Genomic DNA, 25,482 nt, shown 5'->3' on the forward strand with positions numbered 1-25,482 from the left:
GCTCCCTCGTCTGAAGTTACGACAACCTCAGTCTGGCACATCGATGCCGTTCGGGGGCCGTCCACCCCATCATTCCGGGGCGCTCGCGCAGCGAGCGCCCCGGAATCCAGAAGTTAGAGAGCGCCCGACGCCGGCCACGCATCGCACGCTCATTGCCTGGGGCGCCCTCACCCCAGCCCTCTCCCGCAAGCGGGAGAGGGCTGAGCGCTGCGGATCGCGGCAAGGCCAAATCCGCTCGCAATCAGCGGCGATCATTTTCTTCCACCTTTCTTCGCAATTGCAGCAGATTTGATTTGGCGCATTGTTGCGGTGCGGAAGCGGGTGCTCAGTGGCGCACCCCGCTGTGGCGGGGGAGTCGGGGAGAACGGGTCACCAAGGTCGGGCTCATCGCGCTGGTCCGGTGCGGAGCAGCGCCGAACGATCTGGAGCCAGAACCATGGCAAATTGTACCCGATGCAATGTGGAAATGACCTCGCTCGGCGCCGAGACGGTCGACGGGGTCTATGCGATCCACGCGTGGAAATGCGACGACTGCGGCGATCAGCTCTCGATCGCGACCGCTGCGATCGAGGCCTATGACTTTCCCAGCTTCTGCCTGACCGAACCGGTCCAACCCGACTGGCTGACGCTGCTGCCGCTCGCCGCCAACGCGCACGTCGAACTGCATCTCAGTCGTTAGCAGCCACGACGTCGGCGAACCGTCCCGACAGGATGCGCCGAAGCTGCGCGACGTCCCAATTGTAGATGTAGACGAAGGCTTCGACCTGTTCGGCCGCGCGGCCCGCGAGCGTGACGCGCGCGACCTCGCGGCGATACGGCGCCGGCTGGTCGCCGCCCTCGCCGCAGCCTTCGTAGTCGTCGAGCTGCAGCAACAGCTCGGCCGGCCGGTGCAGCCTGAACAGATCGCCGAACACGAGGTCCGATGCCGCCGCGGCTTCGATCAAACCCGGATAGTGCCGCACCTGATACAAGCGCCCCGGCATCGACGCGGCGCCGAGATAGTCGGCATTGTCGGCGAGCATCCGGGCCATCGGGTGATCATAGCCGCGCATCAGTGTGCCATAGACGAACAGGCGATCGAGCATCATGTCTCCGCAGTCACATCGCCGCGGCGCTAGGCCGGCACCGCGACGATACGATTGTGAGCGACATCGCCGGCTGGCGCCACCTTGATGCGCACGTCCATCCGCAGAAACTCGTCGGCGCCGCCCAGATAGCTGCCATGCAGCGGGATCGCCTGATACGGATCGCGCGCCACCGCCACGCGGATCAGATCGCGGTTGCCGATGATGCCGTTGGTCGGATCGAACTCGATCCATCCCGCGCTCGGCAGATACACCTGCACCCAGGCATGCGTAGAGCCGCCGCCGACATGGCTGCCGGCTCCGTCGCCATGCACGAACAGATAGCCCGACACGAAGCGCGCCGCGATGCCGAGCCGGCGCAGCGCTTCGATCATCAGCAGCGCGAAGTCGCGGCAGGTGCCGGAGCCGGTCTGCAGCGTATCGAGCGGATGCTGGGTGCCGTGGGCATGGCGCCGGCGATAGCGAAAGCCGTCGCGAATGCCATGGGTCATCCGGCTGAGGAGGTCGAAGGTCGGTGTCGCCGCGCCGACATCGAGGAAGCCACGCGCCCAGATCGACAATAGGCCATCCGGATCGCCGTAGTGCGGGCGGATGAACGGCTCCAGATCCGGATACTCGTCTTCCTCGTAGAAGAACGGATAGAAGAACGCGCGGTCGTCGGGCGTCAGCGCGAAGGCTTCGGTGGGATGATGCTCGACTACAGCGGTCGATTCGAAGCTGAGCCGTTTGGCACGCTCGCCGAAACTCACGATCGCCACGCTGTTGCCAAAGACATCATGAATCCAGCGCAGCGACGCCGGCTGCGGCGTGATCACCAGCGTGCTTTCCAGCAACCGCAGATCGTGGCTGTCGCTCGGCCGCAGCATCACGCGATGCTCGCCGAACGCAACCGGACGAGCGTAGTGATAGTCGGTGTGGTGGGTGATGCTCAGCAGCGGCATGAAGGATGCATAGACTTTACGGCGTTGAAAAGATACCAGCGTTGTCCGGGGCGGACGGCTGAACTGACAGGCACTCGACAGATGAACGGCGCACGCCAGGTTGCACTACGCCTCGACCCCGGACGGGTTCCGGTGATCGAACGGAATATCGGGGGACAATCGGCTTTTCTGCTGGTTTGTGACCATTATGGCCGTCAAATCCCGCCGCAGCTCGGCGATCTGGGCCTGCCTGCCGACGAACTCACCCGCCACATCGCCTGGGACATCGGCATCGCCGGCGTTGCCGAGCAGTTGTCCGACCGGCTCGGCGCGCATCTGATCGCGCAGCGCTATTCGCGGCTGGTGATCGACTGCAACCGGCCGCCGACCGCCGAAAGCTCGATCCCGCTGGTCAGCGAGACCACGACGATTCCGGGCAATGACGGGCTGACCCGCGAGCAGGTCGACGAGCGCCGCCGTCTGATCTTCGACCCGTACCACGCGCGGATCGACGAGGTGATCAGCGCCCGGCTCGCGGCCGGGCGGCCCACCGTGCTGTTGTCGGTGCATTCGTTCACGCCGGTGTATCACGGCATGGCGCGGCCGTGGCAGATCGGCACGCTGTATCACCGCGACACCGTGCTGCCGCCGCTGCTGCTCGCAGAGCTGCGCCGCGAGGACGGCCTGGTGGTCGGCGACAACCAGCCTTACGCGGTCGCCGACGGCACCGACTACTCGATCCCGGTGCACGGCGAAGCCCGCGGCCTGATCAACTCCGGCATCGAGATCCGCCAGGACCAGATCGCCGAAGAGCACGGCCAGGCTGCATGGGCCGAACGGCTGGCGCGCGTTCTGACCGCGATCGAGCCGGCGCTGCGGGACAAGGCGGCGGTGGCGTAGACTGAAGCCCCGTAGGATGGGTTAGGCGCCCTTGCGCCGTAACCCATCACGGCTGTTGGCGAGAATGGTGGGTTACGCGCTTCGCGCTAACCCACCCTACGATCTCGAGCAGTTACTTCGCGCGGCTCAGCGCCAGCCAGACGCCGCCGCCGATCATGAAGCCGCCCGAGATGCGCGACAGCAGCCGGGTGCGGCGCGCCGAGAACAGCGTGCGGGCGCGGCCGGCGAGCAGCGCGTAGGCCGCATCGGTGATCGCCACGATCGCCATGAAGGTGACGCCGAGCAGCGCCACCTGCGGGACGTGATCGCGCTGCATGTCGACGAATTGCGGGATGAACGCGCCGAAGAAAACCAGCACCTTCGGGTTGGCGAGCAGCACCAGCAGCCCCTGCAGAAAGAAGCCGCCGCGCGGTGTGCGCGGTGTTGCATCAGTCGCAACGCCTTCGACCGGATGGCGAATCAAGCCGATGCCGAGCCACACCAAATAGGCGGCGCCGACGAGCCGCACCCAGTCGAACCAATAGCCCATCGTCGCCATCAGCGTGGTCAGCCCGGCGGCGACCAGCGCAATGACGAGGCCGAGGCCGAGCTGCGCGCCGGCGATGTTGAGCAGCGCCGCGCGGGTGCCGTGGCGCAGGCCGTTGGCAATCACCAGCGTCACCACCGGCCCGGGCAGCAGCGCCAGCGCGATGCAGGCGGCGACGTAAGTGAGATACAGTTCGAGCGACATCGTCGGTCCTTGTTGGCTATCGTGAGTCTCAGGTCACGATAGCAGCCAAGGCCCGTCCGAGCGAGCCGACGCGATGTTTACCCGCGCGAGGCGGCCGGCGGCAGTTGCAGCACGTTGTCGGCCGGCTCGCTCGCCGGCAGCTCCGCCGCAACCGGCGCGACGATCTTGCGATAGAGATGCCAGGTGGTATGGCCGAGGATCGGCAGTGTCACCACCAGGCCAAGGAAATACGGCAACGCCGACAGCGCCAGCAGCAGCACGATGGTCGCCGCCCAGCCGATCATCGGTAGCGGGCTCGTCACCACCGCGCGGACGCTGGTGATCATCGCGGTGACGACATCGACGTCGCGGTCCAGCAGCAGCGGAAACGACACCACTGTGAGCGAGAACAGCACCAGCGCCAGCGCGGCACCGACACAATTGCCGACGGCGAGGAACACAAGGCCCTCGTTGGTCGTCAGCACCGCCGAGATGAATTCGTGCAGGCTGCCGAACGAGGCGCCGATGCCGAGAAACAGCGCGATCAGCAGGCGGATCTGATACATCCAGATCACGAACAGAAACAGCGTCACGAACGCCATCCAGCCGAGCTCGCTGCGGCTGCGCATCAGGCCAATCATCTGCCGCAGCGACGGCCTGCGGCCGCTCTCGCGCTGGCGGCTGACTTCGTACAGCCCCAGCGCCACGAACGGCCCGAGCAGCGCGAAGCCGGCGGCGAGCGGATAGGCCAGATACACCATGTTCAGCGCCGTGAGACAGGCGAGGATCAGCAGGCCGCCGGCGGCGTAGAACGCCCCGAACGCAAGTCCGTAGGCGGGGGCTGCCTGAAAGTCCCGCAGCCCCTGCCCGAACGCCTCGGCAATATCGGCGAAGCTCACGCGCCGCACGATCGGATCAACCTTCCCGGAGATCGACATGATCGCTCCTCCCTTGGTGGATGGCCGCTTGGCGGTCGTTGTTAGTTGCGCCGATTAAGAACCCGAGTTCCGCGGCCGTCAATGCATGGTGATGGCGCGGTCATCACAACTTTGCGCGGCGATTAGTTCAATTGGCGACATTGGCGGCGTGGTTTTTCGCAGCGCAATAATGTAGGGGGTTTGGGTAGGAGAATTGGGAGTTTAATCTGCCGTGCCGCCGGCAATACGCAGTGCTCGCGTCGCCCTCACCCCAACCCTCTCCCGCAAGCGGGAGAGGGGACGCGCCGTGCAAGCGGCGCGCCCCAGTGCACCATCGCTGACTCAGCCGCCGATAAAGGCCTCTCGGTTGTCATTCCGGGGCGCCCGCTCTTGCGGGCGAACCCGGAATCTCGATGTTGTGGACATGATGGAGTCGCAGAACTCTTCGGGATTCCGGGTTCGCACCATCGGGCCGGCCGAAGGCCGGACCCGGTGGTGCGCCCCGGAATGACGGTGCGGGGCGGTTTGGCGCAAAGAGGTCGGACTATCCCCTCGCCCGCAGTTCGCGGCGGAGCACCTTGCCGGTGGCGGTCATGGGGAGCGTATCTGTGAATGCGATCAGCCTCGGATATTCGTGGGCGGCGAGTTGGACTTTGACGTGATCCTGGATGTCGCGGGCGAGCGTGTCGCCCGCGGCGAAGCCGGGGCGCAGCACGATCCACGCTTTGATGGATTCGGTGCGGATCGGGTCCGGCACGCCGACCACCGCGGCGAAGGCGACCGCGGGATGCTTGAGCAGCGTGTGCTCGATCTCGGACGGACCGATGCGATAGCCGGCCGAGGTGATGACGTCGTCTTCGCGGCTGTCGTACCAGAAGTAACCGTCTTCGTCCTGCGAGCCGAGGTCGCCGGTGAGCAGGAAGTCGCCGGCGAACTTCTTCGCGGTCGCCTCCGGGTTCTTCCAGTACTCCAGCATGATGCAGGGATTGGGCCGGCGCACCGCGATGATGCCGCGTTCGCCGCGCGGCAGTTCGCGGCCGGCCTCGTCGATGACGCGGACGTCGAAGCCCGGCGTCGCCTTGCCCATCGAGCCGGGGCGGATCGGAAACAGCTTGGCGTTGTTGCCGACCACGAGGTTGCACTCGGTCTGGCCGTAGATCTCGTGCGCGTCGACGCCGAACGTCGCCCGCACCCATTGCAGCAATTCGCCGCCGAGCGACTCGCCGCCGGTGAAGATGCTGCGCAGCTTCACCCCCGAATGCTTGACGTCGGCCTGACGCATCAGCTTCAGCGCAGTCGGCGGCAGGAAGACGTTGCGGATGCCGAAATCGGCCATCAGCTGCATCGCCGCCTGCGGCTCGAACTTCTTGGCGCGATAGCCGACCATCGCGACGCCGTGATACCAGCTTGGAAACAGCGCATCGAACAGTCCGCCGATCCACGCCCAGTCCGCCGGCGTCCACATCAGGTCGCCGGGCTTCGGAAAGAAGTCGTGCGCCATCTCGACATTGGGCAGATGGCCGAGCAGCACGCGGTGGGCGTGCAGCGCGCCCTTGGGATTTCCGGTGGTGCCAGACGTGTAGATGATGATCGCCGGATCGTCGGCCGCCGTATCGACGGTGTCGAAAACGTCCGACGCCGCATCGAGCTCCGACCAGAACGGTTCGACGCCGGGATGCGCCGCGCCGCCGGTGACGTAGATATGCTGCAGCTCCGGCAAACGATCACGGATCTTCAGCAGCTTCGGCAATCCGCTTTCGTCGGTGACCACCGCGCGGGCGCCGGAGTTGCTCAGCCGAAATTCCAGCGCGTCCTCGCCGAACAGCGTGAACAGCGGCACCGAGACGAGGCCGGAGCGGAATGCGGCGAGATGCGCGATCGGCAGCTCGATCGATTGCGGCAAGAATACCGCCAGGCGGTCGCCGCGGTGCAGACCGCCGTCCTTGAGGACATTGGCGAAGCGGCGCGACGCGGTGGCGAGTTCGGCGAAGGACAGCCGCGTCACCGCGCCGCTCTCTTCCACATAGATCAGCGCCGGCTTGTCGCCGAGCGCTTGGCGATCGCAGCAGGCGGTCGCGATGTTGAAGCGGGCCGGCACCTGCCAGCGGAAGTTGCGGTACAGGTGATCGTAGTCGGTGGTTTCGGTCAGCAAGGCGTATCCCCGGGGTCTTACGAAGTCTTCTTATGCAAGGCCGTTATCGAAGGCAGGCCGATCATCGTAACGCCATCGGCCGCTTGCGACGACCCTTTTTGCCGATCGCGGGATTGTGTGGGCCGAAGGTTCTGCATTGCAGCATTGCCGGGAACCGCGCCCGGCGGCACGGGTTCTCCAGAGGTCCCGTTTGTTCCCCAAATCACGGTGAGACCGATGAGCGCGGCTGATGTTATTTCCGCGAAAGGCGACGCCAGCCGCCAATCCACCGAGCCTCAGAATACTCCTGCGCTGCGCGAGCCGGACCGTCGCGAGGCGAAGACCGGACCCGCGCCGCTGGATCCGGCCGACGCCGCACCGGCCAAGCCCGCCGGGCTGCGCGGCCTGATCCGGCAGCATCCGGTTGCGGCCATCATCGGCGCGGTGCTGATTGCGGCGGCGATCGTCGGCGGCATCGTTTGGTGGCTGCAGGCGCGTAACTACGAGAGCAGCGACGACGCCTTCATCGACACCCGCAGCGTGCTGATCAGCCCGCAGGTGTCGGGTGCGATCACCGGCGTCGACGTCACCGACAACCAGATCGTCAAGGCCGGCGATCTCTTGGCGACGATCGATCCGCGCGACTACAAGGCCGCGGTCGATCAGGCCGCCGCGCAGATCCTGCAGGCGCAGGCGTCGATCACCGACATCGAGGCGCAGATCGGCGCCCAGCAGGCGCAGGTGCAGCAGGCCAATCAGCAGGTCGAAGAGGCCGAAGCCGCCTATAACTTCTCCATCGAGGAGAACCACCGCTATCAGGAACTGGTGCAGAAGGGCGCCGGCACGGTGCAGCGCGCCCAGCAGGCGGAATCCGACTTTCGCGCCAAGAAGGCCGCGCTCGACGCCGCCAACGCCGCCAAGCTCGCTGCGAGCCGGCAGATCGACGTGTTGCGCGCCAAGGCCGAACAGGCCAAGGCCCAGCTGCAGGGCGCGCAGGCGCAGAAGGAACAGGCCGACGCCAATCTGCAGCGCGCGCAGTTGCGCGCGCCGACCGACGGCCGCATTGCCAAGCTGACCGGCGCGGTCGGCGCGCTCGCCTCCCCCGGTCAGGCCATCATGGTGCTGGTGCCGCTCGACATCTGGGTCACCGCCAATTTCAAGGAAACGCAGCTCGAACTGATGCGCGTCGGGCAGCCGGTCGACATTCATATCGACGCGTTCGGCAAGACCTATCCGGGCCACGTCAACTCGATCCAGGCCGGCAGCGGCACGGCGTTCAGCCTGCTGCCCGCCGAGAACGCCACCGGCAACTACGTCAAGGTGGTGCAGCGCGTGCCGGTGAAGATCACCTTCGACCAGCGGCCGGATGTCGAACTCGGCCCCGGCATGTCGGTGGTGCCGCGCGTCACCGTGCGTCAGTAAGGCCGTCGTCATGGCCGACAGCGAAGGCGAATATGGCGGCGCCAACCCCTGGCTGATCGCCGTGCTGGTGTCGGTCGCGACCTTCATGGAGGTGCTCGACACCACCATCGCCAACGTGGCGCTGCGCTACATCTCCGGCGGGCTCGCAGTGTCGAGCGACGAAGCCTCCTGGGTGGTGACGACCTATCTGGTCGCCAATTCGATCGTGCTGTGCGCCTCGGGCTGGATCGCCCAGATGTTCGGCCGCAAGAAGTTCTTTCTGGTGTGTATCGCGCTGTTCACGGTGAGTTCGCTGCTGTGCGGCTTCGCCTGGAATCTGCAATCGTTGCTGCTGTTCCGGATCATGCAGGGGCTGGCCGGCGGCGGCATGACGCCGGTAGCGCAGTCGATCCTCGCCGCGGCGTTTCCGCCGGCCAAGCGCGGGCAAGGATTTGCGCTGTACGGCATCGCGGTCGTCGTCGCGCCGGTGGTTGGCCCGACGCTCGGCGGCTGGCTCAGTGATAATTTGTCATGGCACTGGTGCTTCCTGATCAACGTGCCGGTCGGCGTGATCACGCTGGCGCTCATCTATCTGATCATCCCGTCCTCCGAGAAGCAGCGTCAGGAACGCGAGAAGCTGTGGGCGAAAGGATTCAGTTTCGACTTCGTCGGCTTCGCGCTGGTCGCGACCTTTCTCGGTGCGCTCGAAGTGGTGCTCGACCGCGGCCAGGTCGACGACTGGTTCGGCTCGGGCTTCATCGTCAGCTTCGCGATCATCTCGGCGGCGGCGCTGATCGCGTTCGTGCCGTGGGAATTGTCGCGCGAACGGCCGCTGATCGACGTGCGGATGCTGGCGAGCCGGCAGTTCGGCACCTGCTTCCTGATCATGCTGGCGACCGGAGCGCTGTTGATCGCCACCACCCAGATTTTGCCGCAGCTGTTGCAGGAGCGGTTCGGCTACACCGCGACGCTGGCCGGGCTGGTGATCTCGCCCGGCGGCCTCGTCACCATGGTGATGATGGTGATCGTCGGCCGGCTCGGCGGCTCGGTGCAGCCGCGCTGGCTGATCGCGATCGGAGCGACCATCGCCGGCGGCGCGATGATCGATCTGATGCGAATGTCGCCCGACGCCGACTATTGGTTCTTCGCGCTGTCGCGGATCTATCTCGGTATCGGCCTGCCGCTGATCTTCATCCCGATCACCACCGCGTCCTACGACGGCATCCCGCCGGACAAGACCGATCAGGCCTCGGCGATGATCAACCTGGCGCGCAATTTCGGCGGCTCGATCGGCGTATCGATCAGCCAGACCGTGCTGGCGCGGCGCGAGCAGTTTCACCAGAGCCGGCTGAGCGAACATGTCGGCTCGTGGAATCCGGTGCTGCACGACACGCTGGCGCAGATCCAGAATTATCTCGGCACCCAAAACGCCACCGGCAGCAAATCCGGCAGCGCGATGGCGATCGTCGGCCAGATGGTGCAGACCCAGGCGGCGCTGCTGGCCTATCTCGACGTCTTCGTCGCGCTCGGCCTGATCGCCGCCGCCATGATCCCGCTGGCGCTGTCGCTGCGCAGCGTCGACAGGAGCGCGAAGCCGGCGATGGGGCATTGAGGGGTCGCTTCACCATCGTGGCCCCAGCCACAACCGCTGTCATTCCGGGGCGACGCGCAGCGGCGAACCCGGAATCTCGAAGAGTTCATCCGTGGCGAGCGCCGCGCGTACCAACTGCGGGATTCCGGGTTCACGCGCCTGCGGCACGTGCCCCGGAATGACTCGCGGAGAGGTGGTGGGCAAAACGCAAAACGTACTCGTCGCACATAACCGAACTTAGCCCGCCACACGCAGCGTCATTCCGGGGCGCAGCGTGGCGGCGAACCCGAAATCCCGACAAGTTCATCAGCGGCGGGCGCCGCGCGTACCAAATGCGGGATTCCGGGTTCACGTGCGTGCGGCACGTGCCCCGGAATGACTCGCGGAGAGGTCGCGGGCAAAACCGCGCGACGACACCAGGCCGAACTTAGCCCGCCGCAACCGCCGTCATTCCGGGATGCGTGCGTAGCACGCAGACCCGGAATCTCGACAAGTTCATCCGCGGCGGACGCCGAGCACACCAACTTCGAGATTCCGGGTTCGCGAGCTGCGCTCGCGCCCCGGAATGACGAACGAGAGGTTTTTGTCGGCGGCTGGGAAGGTGAAGCTTGCGCTGGGAAAGTAAGACATTCGCTATCGGCCGCGGTTTCGAGAACAACTATCTGCCTTCAGCGCCCCAATCAGCATGGCCCTTTCTAATACGCCGCTGCGGCGTTTGCGGGCTGGACCGCCTCGTCGATTTGCTCAAATCTGATCCGATCAGAGCCCTTCGCACCCGCGCAACGGCCACCGAGAGACACCCATGCAGACGTCCAACTATCTGTGCGCAGGCCTTGTCGCCGCTGCGCTCGCCGCCGGCACGATCTCACACGCGCGCGCCGAGACCGCGCAGCTGCGCATCGCCCAGCAATTCGGCATCGCCTATCTGCCGCTGATCGTCGCCAGCCAGAACGGACTGATCGAGGACGAGGCCAAGGCGCTCGGCATCGCGCCGCCGAAGATCGAATGGCTGCGGCTGTCCGGCGCCGCATCGATGAACGAGGCGCTGATTTCCGGCAGCCTGGATTTCGCCACCGCCGGCATCGCGCCGATGATCCTGACCTGGGACAAGACGCGTAGCACTGCCAAGATCATCGGCGTCGCCGCGCTCGGCTCGATGGCCAACATCCTGACGACCAACAACCCCAACGTCAAAACGCTGGCCGATTTCACCGAGAAGGACCGCATCGCGCTGCCCTCGGTGAAGGTCGGCTTCCAGCCGATCGTGCTGCAGATGGCCGCCGACAAGGCGTTCGGCAAATACGACAAGCTCGACGACCTCACCGTCAGCATGCCGCATCCGGACGCGGCGGCGCAGCTGCTGTCGGGCCGCTCCGAAATCACCGCGCACTTCACCTCGCCCCCGTTCTCGCAGCAGGAGCTCGCCAGCGGCAAGGTGCACCAGGTGCTCAACAGCTACGACGTGCTGGGCGGGCCACACACCTTCAACGTGGTGTATGCGACCACGAAGTTCGTCAATGATAATCCGAAAACGATCCAGGCTTTCGTGCGCGGCCTCGATCGCGCCAATGACTGGATCAAGGCCAACCCGAAGGACGCCGCCGCGCTGTACATCAAGGCCGAGAACTCCAAGCTAGCGCCCGAGCTGATCGAGAGCATCATCCGCGACAAGGACGTCAACTTCACCACCGTGCCCGAAGGCGCGCAGAAATTCGCCGACTTCGAGGCCAAGCTCGGCCTGATCAAGCAGGCGCCGGCGTCGTGGCGGGAGCTGTTCTGGTCCGGCCTCGGAGAAAAGCCCGGCAGCTGAGATGAACGTCGCGCCGCGCTTCAGCGAGCTGATCGAGAACAGCGCCGCCGCGCCGCTGCTGGTGCTCGACCGGGTCAGCATCAGCTATGCGACTCCCGGCGGCGAATTGACGGCGGTCGACGACGTCGGCTTCACGCTGTCCGCCGGCGAGCGGCTGGTGCTGCTCGGCCCGTCCGGCTGCGGCAAGTCCACACTGCTGCGCGCGGTCGGCGGCTTCCTCAAACCGCGCACCGGCGAGATCCGGCTGAGCGGCCGCCGGATTGTCGCGCCGGGCCCCGACCGCATGACGGTGTTTCAGGAGTTCGATCAGCTGCTGCCGTGGCGCAGCGTGGTCGGCAACGTCCGCTACGCGTTGCAGCGGGGCAAGGGGCTGCCGCGCCGCGAGGCCGACGCGGTGGCGCGGCACTGGCTCGGGCGGGTCGGGCTGAAGGATTTCGCCGAGGCGTTTCCGCATACGCTGTCGGGCGGCATGAAGCAGCGCGTGGCGATCGCCCGCGCCTTCGCGCTGGAGCCCGCGCTGCTGCTGATGGACGAGCCGTTCGCCGCGCTGGACGCGCTGACGCGGCGGCAGATGCAGGACGAATTGCTGAAGCTGTGCGAGGAGACCGGCAGCACCACGCTGTTCGTCACGCATGGCATCGACGAGGCGATCCGGGTCGGCACACGGATCATCGCGCTGTCGCCGCTGCCCGGGCGGATCGCCGCGAGCTTCGATGTGCCGCCCGGCAGCCGCGCCCGCGGCACCGCGAGCTTCGCCGCGCTGGAGCAGCAGATCCAGCAGAGCGTCTTCGCCGATCCGGACGCCGCTCATGTCTGACATCGCCGCACCGAAACCGATCCGCGCGCCGGCGCTGCACCGGGCGCTCGCCGGCACGCCATGGCGGCGCGCCGTGATCCTGATCGGCTTCGCGCTGATCTGGGAGCTGTATGCGCGCTGGCTCGACAATCCGCTGCTCCTGCCGACGATGGGCGCGACCTTCGCGGCGCTGTGGTCGGCGATCGTGTCCGGCGAACTGCCGGACCGGACGCTGACCTCGCTGCGCGTACTGATCACCGGCTATGCGCTCGGCGTCGCGGTCGCCGCCGCCCTGACCACGCTGGCGGCGCTGTCGCGTTGGGGCAACGAGGCGCTCGGGCTTTTAACCTCGATGTTTAACCCGCTGCCGGCGATCGCGCTCTTGCCGGTCGCGCTGCTGTGGTTCGGCGTCGGCACGCCGAGCCTGATCTTCGTGATCGTGCATTCGGTGCTGTGGCCGGTGGCGCTGGCCTGCTATGGCGGCTTCCTCGCGGTGCCGTCGACGCTGCGCATGGCCGGCCGCAATCTTGGCTTGTCCGGTGGCCGGTTCGTGGCGGAGATCCTGGTGCCCGCGGCCTTCCCGCAGATCCTGTCCGGACTGCGGATCGGCTGGGCGTTTGCGTGGCGGACGCTGATCGCCGCCGAACTGGTGTTCGGCGTCAGCGCCCGCTCCGGCGGGCTCGGCTGGTTCATTTACACCAGCCGCGCGCAACTCGAGACCGCCAGCGTGTTCGCCGGCCTGCTCACCGTGATCCTGATCGGCCTCGTCGTCGAAGGCGTGATCTTCCGCACCCTGACGAGGTTCACCGTGCAGCGCTGGGGCCAGGAGCAGATTTGAGCCAGTGCTGACGCCGCGTTGCGCCGATGCATCGGCGCGTATTGATGGGTAGCCCCTTAAGCCAAACCCACCATCATTCCGGGGCGCTCGCTCTTGCGAGCGAACCCGGAATCTCGAGGAGTTCATCCGCGGCGAGCGCCCCGCACACTAACTGCGGGATTCCGGGTTCACGTGCCTTCGGCACGTGCCCCGGAATGACTCGCGGAGAGGTCGCGGCAAAAACACCGCAGCGCTAAGCGTGCCCGCCACACCCACCATCATTCCGGGGCGCGCGTAGCGCGAACCCGGAATCTCGACAAGTTCATCCGCGGCGGGCGCCCCGCACACTAACTGCGGGATTCCGGGTTCACGTGCCTGCGGCACGTGCCCCGGAATGACTCGCGGAGAGGTCGCGGCAAAAACACCGCAGCGCTAAGCGTGCCCGCCACACCCACCGTCATTCCGGGGCGCGCGTAGCGCGAACCCGGGATCTCGACAAGTTCATCCGCAGCAGGCGCTGCGCACACCAACTTCGGGATTCCGGGTTCGCTCGCTACGCGAGCGCCCCGGAATGACGTGCCCGTGGTTAGGATCAACGAGTGACGTCAGCGCGACTAACCGGCCAGCGCTGCCTTCACCATCCCGCTCGCCTTGCCGAAATCCATTTGCCCGGCGTACTTGGCCTTCAGGGCGCCGATCACCTTGCCCATGTCCTTGATGCCGGCAGCGCCGGTCTCAGTAATCACCACAGAGATCGCCGCTTTGACCTCGTCATCGGACATCTGTTGCGGCAGATAGGCCTGGATCACGGCGATCTCGGCGCGCTCCTGGTCGGCGAGTTCGGCGCGGCCGCCTTTGTCGTAGAGTTCGACCGATTCCTGGCGCTGCTTGATCATCTTCTGCAGCAGCGACAATAGCTCGGTGTCGCCGAGCGGCGGCTTACCCTGGCCGCGGGCTTCGATGTCGGCGTTCTTGATGGTCGAATTCACCATCCGCAGCGTCGACAGCTTGCGCTCGTCCTTGGCCTTCATCGCCTCCTTGACGGCGGTGTTGATATTGTCGCGCAGCATGTCGGGCTCCTATGGCTCTTCGTCATTGTGAGGAGCGAAGCGACGAAGCAATCCAAGCAGCACGCGTGGCGCTGGATTGCTTCGCGGAGCTTGTGCTCGGACCGCGCGAAGCGCGGATCCGGGTGCTCGCAATGACGGCAAATGGCGTTTGTGGCGCCTGATGTAGGCAATTCGGCCGCCTGAAACAACTCAGTTGCGCAGCCACTCGGCCAGCGCCGTTGCGGTGGCGGTGGGTTGTTCGATCTGCGGCAGGTGTCCGCAATCGGGGATGATCACCAGCCGCGCGCCTGTGATGCCGTCGGCCATCTCGCGCGACAGGCTGTTCGGAATGGTGTTGTCGGTGTCGCCGCTCAGCACCAGCGTCGGGCAACCGATCGTCGCCAAAGTCGGCCGCGAGTCGGGGCGGGCGATGATGGCGCGCTGCTGCCGGGCGAAGCCGGAGCCGCCGACGTCGTCGCCCATCGCGTGCACGATCTCGCGCAAGCCGTGATCGTCGGCGCGGGCTGGATGCACGAAGCCGGGATACAGCTCGTCGAGCACGCCGTGCAGCCGGCCGGCATTGGCTTCGCCGATCTGCCGGGTGCGCCGCGCCGAGGCCTCGGGGCTGTCGGGCCGCGCCTGGGTGTTGATCAGCGCCAGCTTCGCCACCCGCTCCGGCGCCTGTCGCATGATCTCGAACGCGATGTAGCCGCCCATCGAATGGCCGGCGAGCGCGAAGTGCGGCGGCGCCTCGGACAGAATCCGCCGCGCGATCGCCGCCATGCTGTCGTCGCGGATGTGGTTGGCGACCGTCACCGGGCCGAACGCCCACAGCGCCGGCGCGACCGGCGCGTAGATCCGGGGCGAACCCGCCAAGCCCGGAATCAGCACGATCGGCAATGATGTGTCCATGAAACCTCCTGGCGCGCAGTTTTGTGGCGGGCGCGCGCGGCGCACCGTAGGCTGCGGAGAAACCCTGTCAAATATCGCCCCGCTGCGCACACTTTGCCGGTCCCGGCGCTTTGACGGCGCCGCCGGGCGCGACTATGTAATGCGCTCATGACCAATTCAGCATCCAATCCCGCCTGGCCGGACCACAAACCGACCGCGCTGCTCGTGCTCGCCGACGGCACGGTGTTCGAAGGCTTCGGCCTCGGCGCCGTCGGCTCCGCCGTGGGCGAGGTCTGCTTCAACACCGCGATGACCGGCTATGAGGAGATCCTCACCGATCCGTCCTACGCCGGGCAACTCATCACCTTCACCTTCCCGCATATCGGCAATGTCGGCACCAACGACGAGGATATCGAGACGGTGAACATGGCGGCAACGCCTGGCGCGCGCGGCGTGATCCTGCGCAGCGCCATCACCGATCCGTCGAATTATCGCTCGTCGCGCAATCTCGACGCCTGGCTGAAGGCCCGCGGCATCATCGGCCTCAGCGGCATCGACACCCGGGCACTGACCGCGCTGATCCGCGACAAGGGCATGCCCAACGCGGTGATCGCGCATTCGCCGAGCGGCGAGTTCGACCTGCACGCGCTCAAGGAAGAAGCCCGCGAATGGCCGGGCCTCGAGGGCATGGACCTGGTGCCGATGGTCACCTCCGGCCAGCGCTTCACCTGGGACGAAACGCCGTGGGCGTGGGGCGAAGGTTTTGGCCGGCAGGACACGCCTGAATTCAACGTCGTGGCGATCGACTACGGCATCAAGCGCAACATCCTGCGGCTGCTCGCCGGCGAGGGCTGCAAGGTCACCGTGGTGCCGGCTACCACTTCGGCCGAAGACATCCTGGCGATGAAGCCGGACGGTGTGTTCCTGTCCAACGGCCCCGGCGATCCGGCCGCGACCGGCAAATACGCCGTGCCGGTGATCCGCGACGTGATTCAGTCCGGCGTGCCGACCTTCGGCATTTGCCTCGGTCACCAGATGCTCGGCCTGGCGCTCGGCGGCAAGACCGTGAAGATGCACCAGGGCCACCACGGCGCCAATCATCCGGTCAAGGACCTCACCACCGGCAAGGTCGAGATCACCTCGATGAATCACGGCTTCGCGGTGGACAAATCGACGCTGCCGGGCAACGTGCAGCAGACGCACGTGTCGCTGTTCGACGACAGCAATTGCGGCATCGCGCTGGCCGACAAGCCGGTGTTCTCGGTGCAGTACCATCCCGAAGCCTCGCCCGGCCCGCGGGACTCGCACTATTTGTTCCGCCGCTTCAGCGACCTGATGCGGGCGAAAAAGAGCGCGGCCTGAGCGTTCAGGTCCTTAAACACAGCGTAATTGCGGGCTCGGCCGGAAGGCCGGGCCCGTTCTGCTTTGAGCGTGCCCCATAGCTGGAGCCGGCGGACCGACCACGCGCGCAACTGTCCGGAATGAACCGGACAGGCCGTAGTGTCATGTCAAGTTGACAAAGCTATGTGTCACGATAATTTGACCAAGCGAGAGAACACCGTGAACGGACCAGCCAGCGGATGCTGCGGGCCCCCAAGCGGAGGTCTCAGCCGGGACCAGCGCCCGGTTGGCAGCGCGGCCCGAGGGCGCCGTCGACTGGCCAGCCGTCCATGGTCCGGTTGCTGCTCGCGGCACTCGCGTGCGGGTTCAGCACGAATTTGAATCTCTGAGGAGGTTACTATGGCAGACGATCCCAACAAGGTCTGGCCGACCGGTCTGACGATCGCGGAGTCGGAAGAGATCCACAAGCATGTGATCGACGGAACGCGCATTTTCGGCGCGATCGCGATCGTGGCGCATTTCCTGGCCTACGTTTACTCGCCCTGGCTGCACTAAGGGAGATCGGACATGAATCAAGGACGTATCTGGACCGTCGTGAGTCCGACCGTCGGCCTGCCGCTGCTGCTGGGCAGCGTCACCGTCATCGCGATCCTCGTGCACGCCGCGGTGCTCAACAACACCGCCTGGTTCCCGAAGTACTGGCAGGGTGGCGCCGCTGTGACCGCCGCACCGGCCGCTCCGGCCCCGGCTGCTGCTGCTCCGGCGAAGAAGTGAGCTTCGCCGCACGCGAATGACCGACGCCCGTCGGGGTCCTCCGGACCTCGGCGGGCGTCGCGCGTTTTGGGGCGCATGTTGTTCTTGCGCGGGAGTAAGGCTAGGCCGCACCGTCGCGCCCGACTCCTCCGCGCATCAGACGCTCGGTCGTACTTTCGCTGATTTGCTTCCGATCAAGATCGTCGCACAGTCGCCACAGCCGTCCGATGATTTGGACGATCACGCGTCAACGCGCCACGCGTGTCACGCGCGCGCGACCAAGCGGCGCGACACGCTCACGGCGCCTCGAAGCGCTTCAACCTGAACGAGTCTGCCGCAACCGCGTGTGTCTCGCGTGCGACGCCTGTGTGGCGCGCGCGCCTCGTTTACATGTGTGGCGCGCTGGCGTTGCAGACTGCGGCGAACAGATCTGGAATTGCTCCATTCAACGTCGGCTTCGCTGTTCAGCGACGATAAAAGAAGTCATTGTGCTGCAGTGCTTTCTTTGATCGCGACGCGACGATCACGAGCGCGCTCACTTAAAAATCAGTAGCGTCACTGCAACTTCATCCAGCGGACCTACTTGAGCCGCATTGCATCGGCATGATGCAAATCTGAAATGAAGGAGACCATCGATGACTGCCACGAACCAGCCGAAGTTCGATCCCGATTACGTCGCGACGCTGCGCGAAGTGCTCGATATCGCGGTTGAGCAGATCGCGATGGAGCATCGCACGCCTGCGACCAAAGCGATGATGGCGCAGATCATCGTGCAGAACGCCGCACGCGGCGTCACCGACGCCAACGCGCTGGTCCACGACGCCGTCCGCGCCGGCGCGCAGGGCGCACCGTGACAGAACGCCTGATGTGAGCCGCGCCGACCGGCGCACTCAGCCACCTGCCTCGCACGCGCCGCGCCCCCCGCGGCGCGTTTTGATTCAGAGGACACCACATCGTCATTCCGGGCGCTCGCGCTGCCCCAACCACTGTCATTCCGGGGCGCTCGCTCTTGCGAGCGAACCCGGAATCTCGATGTTGTGGAAACGGCAGAGTCGCAGAACGCTGCGAGATTCCGGGTTCGCGCTGCGCGCGCCCCGGAATGACGGGGGTGGGGCGAAGTAACAAGCTGCATCGCCCGAGCACTGTCATTCCGGGGCGCTCTCCCCAACCACCGTCATTCCAGGCTCGCCACAACCACCGTCTTTCCGGCGCTTGCCACAACCACGCTCATTCCGGGGCGCTCGCGCTTGCGAGCGAACCGGAATCTCGAGGTTGTGGAAACAGCGGAGTCGCAGAACGCCGCGGGATTCCGGGTTCGCGCGCCGAGGCGCGCGCCCCGGAATGACGGTGCTTGGGGCTATGAGGGCAAAGCTATAGGCAGCGTTGCCCGCGAGACGGCGCTACTCGCCCCAGGCGGCGAAGGCTTCGTTGAAGGCGCGTTCGCCGGGGGGGCCTTTTTCGATGGCGATGATGGCGCGGCGCTGGTTGCTGTAGACGATCGGCAGATCGAACCAGGAGCGCTCCTTCAAGAGCTGCAGGTTGCGGGTGCGGTCGGCTTCGACGTTGCTGAGGCCGACCAGGAAGAAGCCGTCGGTGACCTTGACGGCCAGCCCGGCCAGCGGCGTGCCGCGCGCCTGCTCGTTCGACTTCATCAGGATGCCTGGCACGTTGCCGACGCCGCCGCCGTTGAAATCCTGCGGCAGGATGAAGGTCAGCTCCGCGGTGTGGCTCGCCGGCAGCGAGGTGTCGGTATTGCGGCGAAACGACATCGTCATCTTGAACTTGCGCTCGGGCACTTCAATGTCGGCGCGCACCGCAAGGTCGGCGCCGCCCTTGTTGCTGGCGCCCTTGATCTGCTCGGTCCGCCACACCACCGTGCCGACATACTGCTTGCCCTTCGGATCCGACGGATCCTCGTCATACAGCACGACGCGCTGCGCCACCGGCGCGATGGCTTCCGAGCTCGACGGCTGACCGACGCGGTCGGTGATCTTCGGACGCTCGGTCGATGCCGGCGGAGTCGGGGTCGCGGTTTCGGTGGTCGGCGACGACTTCATCATGCCGCGCAGCGACGAATACAGCGCCGGTCCCCACAGGATGCCGGCGCCGACCAGCACCAGCACCAGGCCGATCAGCAGCGCGCTCTTCAACGGGAAAGCGATCGGCGCCCGGCTCGGCTTGCGGCCAGGCAGCCGCTCCGGATCGAGTCGCGGCCGCGGCCCGGGCGGCGGTGCGTAGCGCTGCGCCTCGTCGACCGATTCGTCGTAGGAATACGGCGCATCCGGATCGGTGCGGTTTTCCATCGATGGCTCGAGCCGATCGAATTCCGGCGACGGCGCGACATTGGCGTAGGTCTTCCGCGCCGCGCGGTTGGCCTGCGCGGCGGCATGGCCGAGGCCATCAAGATCGGCGGTGACGTCGCGGAAGCCACGCAGACCCTGATTGTCGTCACCTGCCGCAGCCGGGCCCGGCTCAGGCCGGCGCGGCGGAATCGGACGTTCGCGGCCGGGTAGCGGCGGCTCCGGCGGAATCGGCGGCGGCTCGACGCGCAGATTGCGCGTGGGCCGCTCGTCACGCGGCGGCACCGGCGGCTGGGCGCGCGGGCGGACCGGCGGCTCGGGTTCGGGCTCGGCCGCGCTGGGCGGCAGTGGCGTGCGGCTGACCTGCGGCGGCGGATCGCCGGGCCGCGTCGCCGGCCGGCTCGACGCGCGCAGCGCATCGCCGGCACGGCCCTCGCCGGCCGGGCGGCGATTCTTGAGTTCGGCGCGGGCCGCGTCGCGGGCGCGCTGCGCCGCTTCGGACTCGACCTTGCGGACGGCTTCTTCGAGCGCCAGCCGCTCGCGGGTGATTTCGGATTCGGTCAGCGGCGGCTGCACGCCGCGCAACTGGGTAATCAGCGCCGAGCGGGCCCGTTCGTAGATCGCGCGCCGCTGCTCGCCCGGAGCGCTGGGATCCAGACCGGATATGGCACGTGCGATCAGCGGATAGTAATCAGCCATCTTGACTCAAGGTTGGACCCGGTTCGGTAACATCCTATTAAGCTTCGAACGGATTCTGCACCAGAATTGTGTCCTCGCGCTCGGGACTGGTGGACAACAGCGCCACCGGGCAGCCGACCAGCTCTTCGATGCGGCGGACATATTTGATCGCCTGCGCCGGCAGATCGGCCCACGACCGGGCCCCCGCGGTCGGCTCCTTCCAGCCTTCGATGGTCTCCCAGATCGGCTCGACGCGCGCCTGGGCGCCCTCGCCGGCCGGCAGATGGTCGATCTCCTTGCCGTCGAGCTTGTAGCCGACGCAAACCTCGACGGTGTCGAAGCCGTCGAGAATGTCGAGCTTGGTCAGCGCCAGACCGTGGATGCCGCAGGTCCGCACCGTCTGCCGCACCAGCACCGCGTCGAACCAGCCGCAGCGCCGCTTGCGCCCGGTGTTGACGCCGAACTCCTTGCCGCGGCGGCCGATCTCTTCGCCGATCTCGTTCAGGAGCTCGGTCGGGAACGGGCCGGACCCGACCCGCGTGGTGTAGGCTTTGCAGATGCCGAGCACGTAGCCGACCGCGCCAGGCCCCATGCCGGTGCCGGTGGCCGCCTGTGCGGCGACCGTGTTGGACGAGGTCACGTACGGATAAGTGCCGTGGTCGACGTCGAGCAGCGCGCCCTGCGCGCCCTCGAACAGGATGCGCTTGCCTTCGCGGCGCTTGATGTCCAAGAGCCGCCACACCGTCTCGGCATAGGGCAGCAGCTGCGGCGCCATCGCCATCAGATCCTTCAGGATCGCGGCGGCGTCGAACTCCGGCAGGTTGAATCCGCGGCGCAGCGCATTGTGATGCGCCAGCAGCCGCTCGATCTTCTGCGGCAGCGTGTCGGGATCGGCGAGGTCCATCAGCCGGATCGCGCGGCGGCCGACCTTGTCCTCGTAAGCGGGGCCGATGCCGCGCTGGGTGGTGCCGATCGCGCCGGCCTTGGCGGCGTTTTCGCGGTGTGAGTCGAGCTCGCGGTGCAGCGGCAGGATCAGCGTGACGTTCTCGGCGATGCGCAGATTGTCCGGCGAGATCGCGACGCCCTGGCCCTGCAGCTTCTTGACCTCGTCGAGAAACGCCTGCGGATCGAACACCACGCCGTTGCCGATGACGCCGAGCTTGGACGGCCGCAGCACGCCCGACGGCAGCAGCGCCAGCTTGTAGGTCTCGCCGTTGATCACCAACGTGTGGCCGGCGTTATGCCCGCCCTGGAATCGGGCGACGATGTCCGCCTGCTCCGACAGCCAATCGACGATCTTCCCCTTGCCCTCGTCGCCCCACTGGGCGCCGACCACGACGACATTGGCCATTTTAGAGCCGTTCCCCTGCAACCGAACCGGATGAAGCACGATCGTGCAGCGCCGGCGGCGGCATGCTGATCGTCCTGAGCGCCAAGCCAAAACACGGCCGTGGCCGCTCGCATGCGAGGCGATCCACCGGATAACGGAAGCGGGCTTGCGACGCAAGCGAAACGGCCGCGCCGACACTGCCGCGAGCCGCCTCAAATCATTGATTTCCACGTCAAATCCGGATCGAAGCGGAGAGCCCGCCGGTCGCCCCGACATCGCCTATTGGCCGAGCGCGACCTGGCGAAATGCCGCCACCAGGGGCGCTTCAAGCTTGCCGCGCATCTTCAGCAGAATCTCATAAGCGTCCTTGCGCGACATCGGTGCCTTGTATCGGCGATCCTCGATCAGCGCGCCGAAGATGTCCGAAATCGTCAGCAGCCGGACAATATCCGGAATGCTATCGCCGACGAGGCCGTCCGGATAGCCGCTGCCGTCGAGAAACTCGTGGTGATGCCGGACCGCGCCGAGCACCTCCGCCGAAATCCCTGGCGTATCCTTCAGCACGAAGTGGCCGAGGGAGGAGTGCGTCTCGATGACGGCCCGCTCCTCTGGATCGAGCTTGCCTGGCTTGTCCAGCACGTCGAGCGGAATGCAGGCCTTGCCGATGTCGTGGAAGGTAGCGGCAACGGCGAGGCGCCGGATGTCGGCGCTCGGGACGCCGAGGCTGACGCCAAAATCCACCGCGATGCCGGCGACCAGCAGACAATGCTGATACGTGCCCTCGTGATGCTGGCGCACAGTCGCCAGCCAGTTGGACAGTCCGTCGTCCATCACGCTGTCAGCGATCGCGATGGCGGCCTCTTCCATGCCGGTGACATCGATGTTCATCCCGCTGGCGACGGCCGCGAAAGCCTTGGACAGCCGGGCCGAGGCCAACGAGGCTGCGCTTATGGCATCGCCCGCCGCCGAGCTTGGCGACCAGTTCAGCGCAACCTGATCGCTGAGCTGGGCGATCAGCAGCGCCGGCGACACTGGATCGTGCAGCACGCGCGTCGCGCCCAGCGCATAGGCCTGCGCCTGCGCGACGTGGGACCGATCGCTGATCAGGAAGATGCGCCGCTCCGCGCGCCCCAGCTGCCGCATTGCATCCTTCAGGGCGGCGATGTTCTCCACCATTCGAATATCGACGGCGATCACGACTGCATCGACTTGCGCCGTCGTCATGCCCCTGACGTCGGAGAGCAGATGGAAGTGAGGTTCAAGCCGGGCCGGCAGGACCAGCCGCAGCGTCGCCAGCTTGTCGCGACGATCAGCAATCACATGAACCGGCATCGACGCTTTCGCAGTGCTCTATTCGACGGCCGGTCGGACGCAAACCGCGCAGCGGCACAGGACAGGCGTGAGAGCCCGCGCGGCACATCGCGCCGACGGCCGCGGCCCCGGACGTCGTTGGCGGGCTGGCCCCCTCATGAGCTTGCAATGAAACGCACTCCGATGACTTGCCCATCGATCCTGACGAGTTGGCAGCGCCGGTAGGGTCTTCCGGCTGGTGTTAGCACCAGAAAGAATTCATTGAAATTGAGACCGGCCATTGGACTCTTCATCACCAGCCTGGCGCCGGTGGCCGAAATATCTGCAACGCCGCACGCCCGGGACCAAGTGCCATCGACGCCGATCAATACGGCATCGATCAGCTTCTCGAATTTGACCCGCGGGTCCTTCCGATCGCCATAAACCAATGTCGCGCCCTCGACCCGCTGTCGGCCACGGGCAACGGAAATGCCCAGATCGGCGGCTGCGATGAAATGAGTTCGCAGAGCAGCTTAAACCACACTAAATTACCGGCAGCGGTGATTCTCGAAACAATGCCGTTATTGTATCAAATGATATTTGATGGCGGTAGTCGCGATCGCGCGACGTTCTGGTGTGTGCGGCCGATCGGCGGCGGGGATCGCCCTCTTCTCCGGTCATCGCGTTGGCGCGCAAAACATAAATGAATGGGGCGTAGAGGCGGATCGGGGAGCTCCCTCCGCTTGTAATCTGGTTTCGGGAAACGCCTCTGCAGCCGTCTTGGGGAAGACGACCAATCGCCTACGGGCTACCCGCTTGAGGGGTCAAGCGCGCCATGAAGGACCTATTTGCGTCGCAGACGCTTGAACGCACGTCGCGTGCGACAAACCGCATCGTCTTAACGGACGCCGCCACGGCGGCAAGCAGGAGAAGGCATGGAGACAACCAAAACGCAGCAGATCGAGGTTCCAAAACTCGGCCTCGGCACGTTCAAGCTGCAGGGCAAGGATTGCCACGAGGCGGTGCTGACCGCGCTGGCGATGGGCTATCGCCACATCGACACCGCCGAGATGTACGCCAACGAGGACGCGGTCGGCGACGCGCTGCAGGATACTGACGTGCCGCGCGACCAGATCCACCTCACCACTAAAGTGTGGTGGCAGAATCTGGCGCCCGACGCGATCCGCAAGGCATTCGACCAGAGCCGGCGCAAGCTGAAGACCGACTATGTCGACTTCTATCTGATCCATTGGCCGGCGCCCGACATGGATCTCGGCGCCGCGCTGGAGACGCTGCTGCGGATCAAGGACGACGGCGGCATTCGCGCCATCGGCGTCTGCAACTTCCCGCTGGCGCTGATGAAGCAGGCCGTCGAGGACATCGGCGCGCCGATCGCCTGCAATCAGGTCGAGTATCACGTGCTGCTCGGGCAGACGCAGTTGCTCGGCTACATGCAGGACAAGTGCATCCCGCTCACCGCCTACGCGCCGCTGGCGCAGGGTCGGCTCGCCTCGTTTCCGGAGTTGCAGCTGCTGGCCGAGAAACATGGCGCCACCGCCGCGCAGATCGCGCTGGCCTGGCTGCTCGAGCAGGACTGCGTGATGGCGATCCCGAAAGCGCGCAGCGAAGCCAGCCAGCGCAGCAACCTCGGCGCCCTCGACATCCGCCTCGACCAGGACGACCGCGCTATCATCGCCAAGCTGCCGAAAGACCAGCGCTTCGTGAACCCGACCTTCGCGCCAAAGTGGGACGTGGGGTAAGCGACGATGAGTCCAGCGCCCGCGTAGCGCTCGCCTAACCCCACTCACCGTCATTCCGCGACGCTCGCCCTAACCCCAAGCGCCGTCATTCCGGGGCGCTCGCACTTGCGAGCGAACCCGGAATCCCGATGTTGTCGAAACCGCAGAGGCGCAGAACCCATCGAGATTCCGGGTTCGCACGGCTGCGCCGCGCGCCCCGGAATGACGGCGGGTGGGGGCGATCAAAGCGGAGCTACTGGGCAAGCTTGCGCGCCACGATGTAATGCGCATGCTGATTGCTGCCGAACACGTGGCTGGCTTCGATGACGAAGCCCGCCGCGACCATGGCACGACGCAGTTGCTCGGCGCGTAGCACGGCAAAATGCGGGATGAGGCCGGCCAGCTGCAGCGCCGGGATCGCGAGGCGGCGCATCGCAAAGTTCATGTCGCGAAAGCAATAGGTCTTGCTGATCAGCAAGCCGCCGGTCTTCATATGCTGGTGAATGGCGCGCAGCGTCGCCGGCATGTCCGGCACCAGATGCAGCACCAGGAAGGCGCAGATCACGTCGAACGGCGCGCCTTCAAAGGCGTGCTCCGCTTCGGCAACAACGAATGCGAGATTCGCCGGCGCAGCCTTGCTACATGCGATCCGGATCATTTCAGCCGACCCGTCGGTGGCCCGCCAGTGCGCCACGTGCGGCGCCAGCCGGATCGCTGTGCCGCCGGTGCCGCAGCCGATCTCCAGAACCGTATCGGTTGACGACAACCACGACGCCGCATCCGTCAGCATCGCATCATAGGCGGCCACGTCCTTGATCGGCCGCGCCGCATAGCGCTCCGCCACCCTGTCCCAAAACTGCGTGCTGCGATCGGTCATGCGGCGCCTCCTCTTCCCTCACTGATGTAGCGCGGCATCGCGAGAGCGAGAACCAAGCCGAAGGACCAAGGCCACCTCCCGTCATGTATGGACGGCCCCCTCTCGGCAAGAGCATTTTGGTGTTTCGGCAAATGAATCGGGGTGCGGTCATGTATAC

At 66.1% G+C, this 25,482-nt stretch carries 24 protein-coding genes; 12 read left to right on the forward strand and 12 right to left on the reverse strand.

What is annotated here, in order from left to right; all coding sequences use genetic code 11:
* The first annotated feature begins 436 nt into the window (after positions 1–436).
* The gene (locus D4Q52_RS24550) at positions 437–679 is read left to right on the forward strand and encodes a hypothetical protein (protein WP_119859207.1); all 243 of its coding nucleotides are present in this window, start codon (positions 437–439) and stop codon (positions 677–679) included.
* Here D4Q52_RS24550 and D4Q52_RS24555 read toward each other — a convergent pair.
* Together D4Q52_RS24555 and D4Q52_RS24560 are read right to left on the reverse strand one after the other, a co-directional pair.
* Entirely contained in the window at positions 669–1,088 is a 420-nt protein-coding gene (locus D4Q52_RS24555; protein ID WP_182915441.1) for a gamma-glutamylcyclotransferase family protein, read from the reverse strand. The two genes, D4Q52_RS24550 and D4Q52_RS24555, sit on opposite strands and share 11 nt — an antisense overlap.
* Before the next feature lie 26 nt (positions 1,089–1,114).
* Positions 1,115–2,026: a transglutaminase family protein gene (locus D4Q52_RS24560; RefSeq protein WP_119859208.1), complete on the reverse strand. Its 912-nt coding sequence runs from the start codon at positions 2,024–2,026 to the stop codon at positions 1,115–1,117.
* Positions 2,027–2,107: 81 nt separating this feature from the next.
* Here D4Q52_RS24560 and D4Q52_RS24565 point away from each other — a divergent pair, with 81 nt between their 5' ends.
* Complete coding sequence (locus tag D4Q52_RS24565) at positions 2,108–2,905, forward strand: N-formylglutamate amidohydrolase (RefSeq protein ID WP_119859209.1); 798 nt, start codon at positions 2,108–2,110, stop codon at positions 2,903–2,905.
* Between the two features lie 112 nt (positions 2,906–3,017).
* Here D4Q52_RS24565 and D4Q52_RS24570 read toward each other — a convergent pair whose 3' ends face one another.
* The 3 genes from D4Q52_RS24570 to D4Q52_RS24580 form a co-directional block, all read right to left on the reverse strand.
* Positions 3,018–3,635, reverse strand: a complete 618-nt coding sequence (locus tag D4Q52_RS24570) for a LysE family translocator (RefSeq protein WP_119859210.1) — start codon at positions 3,633–3,635, stop codon at positions 3,018–3,020.
* Positions 3,636–3,712: 77 nt separating this feature from the next.
* On the reverse strand, positions 3,713–4,552 hold the full coding sequence (locus tag D4Q52_RS24575) for a DUF2189 domain-containing protein (RefSeq protein ID WP_119859211.1): 840 nt from the start codon (positions 4,550–4,552) through the stop codon (positions 3,713–3,715).
* Positions 4,553–5,075: 523 nt separating this feature from the next.
* Positions 5,076–6,683: an acyl-CoA synthetase gene (locus D4Q52_RS24580; RefSeq protein ID WP_119859212.1), complete on the reverse strand. Its 1,608-nt coding sequence runs from the start codon at positions 6,681–6,683 to the stop codon at positions 5,076–5,078.
* Positions 6,684–6,899: 216 nt separating this feature from the next.
* Here D4Q52_RS24580 and D4Q52_RS24585 point away from each other — a divergent pair, with 216 nt between their 5' ends.
* The 5 genes from D4Q52_RS24585 to D4Q52_RS24605 all read left to right on the forward strand — a co-directional run bounded on the left by D4Q52_RS24585 (position 6,900) and on the right by D4Q52_RS24605 (position 13,098).
* Positions 6,900–8,084, forward strand: a complete 1,185-nt coding sequence (locus D4Q52_RS24585; protein ID WP_119859213.1) for an HlyD family secretion protein — start codon at positions 6,900–6,902, stop codon at positions 8,082–8,084.
* Between the two features lie 10 nt (positions 8,085–8,094).
* Positions 8,095–9,675 carry a DHA2 family efflux MFS transporter permease subunit gene (locus tag D4Q52_RS24590; RefSeq protein WP_119859214.1) on the forward strand — a complete coding sequence of 527 codons (1,581 nt, stop codon included), beginning with the start codon at positions 8,095–8,097 and terminating at the stop codon, positions 9,673–9,675.
* A gap of 781 nt (positions 9,676–10,456) precedes the next feature.
* Complete coding sequence (locus D4Q52_RS24595) at positions 10,457–11,464, forward strand: ABC transporter substrate-binding protein (protein ID WP_234831320.1); 1,008 nt, start codon at positions 10,457–10,459, stop codon at positions 11,462–11,464.
* A 1-nt stretch (position 11,465) separates the two neighbouring features.
* The gene (locus D4Q52_RS24600; protein WP_119859215.1) at positions 11,466–12,281 is read left to right on the forward strand and encodes an ABC transporter ATP-binding protein; all 816 of its coding nucleotides are present in this window, start codon (positions 11,466–11,468) and stop codon (positions 12,279–12,281) included.
* The gene (locus tag D4Q52_RS24605) at positions 12,274–13,098 is read left to right on the forward strand and encodes an ABC transporter permease (RefSeq protein WP_119859216.1); all 825 of its coding nucleotides are present in this window, start codon (positions 12,274–12,276) and stop codon (positions 13,096–13,098) included. Before D4Q52_RS24600 ends, D4Q52_RS24605 begins: the two co-directional genes overlap by 8 nt.
* Before the next feature lie 593 nt (positions 13,099–13,691).
* Here the strand turns inward: D4Q52_RS24605 and D4Q52_RS24610 are convergent.
* Together D4Q52_RS24610 and D4Q52_RS24615 are read right to left on the reverse strand one after the other, a co-directional pair.
* Positions 13,692–14,147 (reverse strand): GatB/YqeY domain-containing protein, encoded by a 456-nt coding sequence (locus D4Q52_RS24610; RefSeq protein WP_119859217.1) that lies wholly within the window; start codon positions 14,145–14,147, stop codon positions 13,692–13,694.
* 189 nt (positions 14,148–14,336) lie between these two features.
* Positions 14,337–15,038, reverse strand: a complete 702-nt coding sequence (locus D4Q52_RS24615) for an alpha/beta fold hydrolase (RefSeq protein ID WP_119859218.1) — start codon at positions 15,036–15,038, stop codon at positions 14,337–14,339.
* Between the two features lie 147 nt (positions 15,039–15,185).
* On the opposite strand from D4Q52_RS24615, the gene carA reads away from it, so the two are divergent.
* The 4 genes from carA (at position 15,186) to D4Q52_RS24635 (ending at position 17,965) form a co-directional block, all read left to right on the forward strand.
* Positions 15,186–16,379 (forward strand): glutamine-hydrolyzing carbamoyl-phosphate synthase small subunit, encoded by a 1,194-nt coding sequence (gene carA, locus D4Q52_RS24620; protein WP_119859219.1) that lies wholly within the window; start codon positions 15,186–15,188, stop codon positions 16,377–16,379.
* A 378-nt stretch (positions 16,380–16,757) separates the two neighbouring features.
* Complete coding sequence (gene pufB, locus D4Q52_RS24625; RefSeq protein WP_011440233.1) at positions 16,758–16,913, forward strand: light-harvesting antenna LH1, beta subunit; 156 nt, start codon at positions 16,758–16,760, stop codon at positions 16,911–16,913.
* 12 nt (positions 16,914–16,925) lie between these two features.
* Positions 16,926–17,132: a light-harvesting protein gene (locus tag D4Q52_RS24630; protein WP_119859220.1), complete on the forward strand. Its 207-nt coding sequence runs from the start codon at positions 16,926–16,928 to the stop codon at positions 17,130–17,132.
* Between the two features lie 614 nt (positions 17,133–17,746).
* Positions 17,747–17,965 carry a hypothetical protein gene (locus D4Q52_RS24635; protein WP_119859221.1) on the forward strand — a complete coding sequence of 73 codons (219 nt, stop codon included), beginning with the start codon at positions 17,747–17,749 and terminating at the stop codon, positions 17,963–17,965.
* A gap of 546 nt (positions 17,966–18,511) precedes the next feature.
* Here the strand turns inward: D4Q52_RS24635 and D4Q52_RS24640 are convergent.
* The 4 genes from D4Q52_RS24640 to D4Q52_RS24655 form a co-directional block, all read right to left on the reverse strand.
* On the reverse strand, positions 18,512–20,110 hold the full coding sequence (locus tag D4Q52_RS24640) for a hypothetical protein (protein WP_119859222.1): 1,599 nt from the start codon (positions 20,108–20,110) through the stop codon (positions 18,512–18,514).
* A 37-nt stretch (positions 20,111–20,147) separates the two neighbouring features.
* Positions 20,148–21,440 carry an adenylosuccinate synthase gene (locus D4Q52_RS24645; protein ID WP_119859223.1) on the reverse strand — a complete coding sequence of 431 codons (1,293 nt, stop codon included), beginning with the start codon at positions 21,438–21,440 and terminating at the stop codon, positions 20,148–20,150.
* Between the two features lie 258 nt (positions 21,441–21,698).
* Entirely contained in the window at positions 21,699–22,751 is a 1,053-nt protein-coding gene (locus tag D4Q52_RS24650) for an HD-GYP domain-containing protein (RefSeq protein ID WP_119859224.1), read from the reverse strand.
* 134 nt (positions 22,752–22,885) lie between these two features.
* Positions 22,886–23,158 carry a PilZ domain-containing protein gene (locus D4Q52_RS24655; protein WP_119859225.1) on the reverse strand — a complete coding sequence of 91 codons (273 nt, stop codon included), beginning with the start codon at positions 23,156–23,158 and terminating at the stop codon, positions 22,886–22,888.
* A gap of 486 nt (positions 23,159–23,644) precedes the next feature.
* On the opposite strand from D4Q52_RS24655, the gene D4Q52_RS24660 reads away from it, so the two are divergent.
* Positions 23,645–24,469, forward strand: coding sequence for an aldo/keto reductase (locus D4Q52_RS24660; RefSeq protein ID WP_119859226.1), 825 nt, complete (start codon positions 23,645–23,647; stop codon positions 24,467–24,469).
* Positions 24,470–24,701: 232 nt separating this feature from the next.
* On the opposite strand, the gene D4Q52_RS24665 is transcribed toward D4Q52_RS24660, so the two are convergent.
* Positions 24,702–25,325 (reverse strand): class I SAM-dependent methyltransferase, encoded by a 624-nt coding sequence (locus D4Q52_RS24665; protein ID WP_119859227.1) that lies wholly within the window; start codon positions 25,323–25,325, stop codon positions 24,702–24,704.
* Positions 25,326–25,482: the final 157 nt, after the last annotated feature.

It is taken from the genome of Rhodopseudomonas palustris, assembly GCF_003591005.1.
Classification (GTDB): domain Bacteria; phylum Pseudomonadota; class Alphaproteobacteria; order Rhizobiales; family Xanthobacteraceae; genus Rhodopseudomonas; species Rhodopseudomonas palustris_K.

Excerpts from the sequence above, each read along its gene's own strand:
- D4Q52_RS24570 (WP_119859210.1), bottom strand. The coding sequence starts at position 3,635 with ATGTCGCTCGAACTGTATCTCACTTACGTCGCCGCCTGCATCGCGCTG.
- D4Q52_RS24595 (WP_234831320.1), top strand. The coding sequence starts at position 10,457 with ATGCAGACGTCCAACTATCTGTGCGCAGGCCTTGTCGCCGCTGCGCTC.
- carA (WP_119859219.1), top strand. The coding sequence starts at position 15,186 with ATGACCAATTCAGCATCCAATCCCGCCTGGCCGGACCACAAACCGACC.
- D4Q52_RS24610 (WP_119859217.1), bottom strand. The coding sequence starts at position 14,147 with ATGCTGCGCGACAATATCAACACCGCCGTCAAGGAGGCGATGAAGGCC.
- D4Q52_RS24565 (WP_119859209.1), top strand. The coding sequence starts at position 2,108 with ATGAACGGCGCACGCCAGGTTGCACTACGCCTCGACCCCGGACGGGTT.
- D4Q52_RS24555 (WP_182915441.1), bottom strand. The coding sequence starts at position 1,088 with ATGATGCTCGATCGCCTGTTCGTCTATGGCACACTGATGCGCGGCTAT.
- D4Q52_RS24635 (WP_119859221.1), top strand. The coding sequence starts at position 17,747 with ATGACTGCCACGAACCAGCCGAAGTTCGATCCCGATTACGTCGCGACG.
- pufB (WP_011440233.1), top strand. The coding sequence starts at position 16,758 with ATGGCAGACGATCCCAACAAGGTCTGGCCGACCGGTCTGACGATCGCG.
- D4Q52_RS24585 (WP_119859213.1), top strand. The coding sequence starts at position 6,900 with ATGAGCGCGGCTGATGTTATTTCCGCGAAAGGCGACGCCAGCCGCCAA.
- D4Q52_RS24645 (WP_119859223.1), bottom strand. The coding sequence starts at position 21,440 with ATGGCCAATGTCGTCGTGGTCGGCGCCCAGTGGGGCGACGAGGGCAAG.
- D4Q52_RS24660 (WP_119859226.1), top strand. The coding sequence starts at position 23,645 with ATGGAGACAACCAAAACGCAGCAGATCGAGGTTCCAAAACTCGGCCTC.
- D4Q52_RS24630 (WP_119859220.1), top strand. The coding sequence starts at position 16,926 with ATGAATCAAGGACGTATCTGGACCGTCGTGAGTCCGACCGTCGGCCTG.
- D4Q52_RS24575 (WP_119859211.1), bottom strand. The coding sequence starts at position 4,552 with ATGTCGATCTCCGGGAAGGTTGATCCGATCGTGCGGCGCGTGAGCTTC.
- D4Q52_RS24650 (WP_119859224.1), bottom strand. The coding sequence starts at position 22,751 with ATGCCGGTTCATGTGATTGCTGATCGTCGCGACAAGCTGGCGACGCTG.
- D4Q52_RS24560 (WP_119859208.1), bottom strand. The coding sequence starts at position 2,026 with ATGCCGCTGCTGAGCATCACCCACCACACCGACTATCACTACGCTCGT.
- D4Q52_RS24590 (WP_119859214.1), top strand. The coding sequence starts at position 8,095 with ATGGCCGACAGCGAAGGCGAATATGGCGGCGCCAACCCCTGGCTGATC.
- D4Q52_RS24600 (WP_119859215.1), top strand. The coding sequence starts at position 11,466 with ATGAACGTCGCGCCGCGCTTCAGCGAGCTGATCGAGAACAGCGCCGCC.
- D4Q52_RS24550 (WP_119859207.1), top strand. The coding sequence starts at position 437 with ATGGCAAATTGTACCCGATGCAATGTGGAAATGACCTCGCTCGGCGCC.
- D4Q52_RS24665 (WP_119859227.1), bottom strand. The coding sequence starts at position 25,325 with ATGACCGATCGCAGCACGCAGTTTTGGGACAGGGTGGCGGAGCGCTAT.
- D4Q52_RS24615 (WP_119859218.1), bottom strand. The coding sequence starts at position 15,038 with ATGGACACATCATTGCCGATCGTGCTGATTCCGGGCTTGGCGGGTTCG.
- D4Q52_RS24640 (WP_119859222.1), bottom strand. The coding sequence starts at position 20,110 with ATGGCTGATTACTATCCGCTGATCGCACGTGCCATATCCGGTCTGGAT.
- D4Q52_RS24605 (WP_119859216.1), top strand. The coding sequence starts at position 12,274 with ATGTCTGACATCGCCGCACCGAAACCGATCCGCGCGCCGGCGCTGCAC.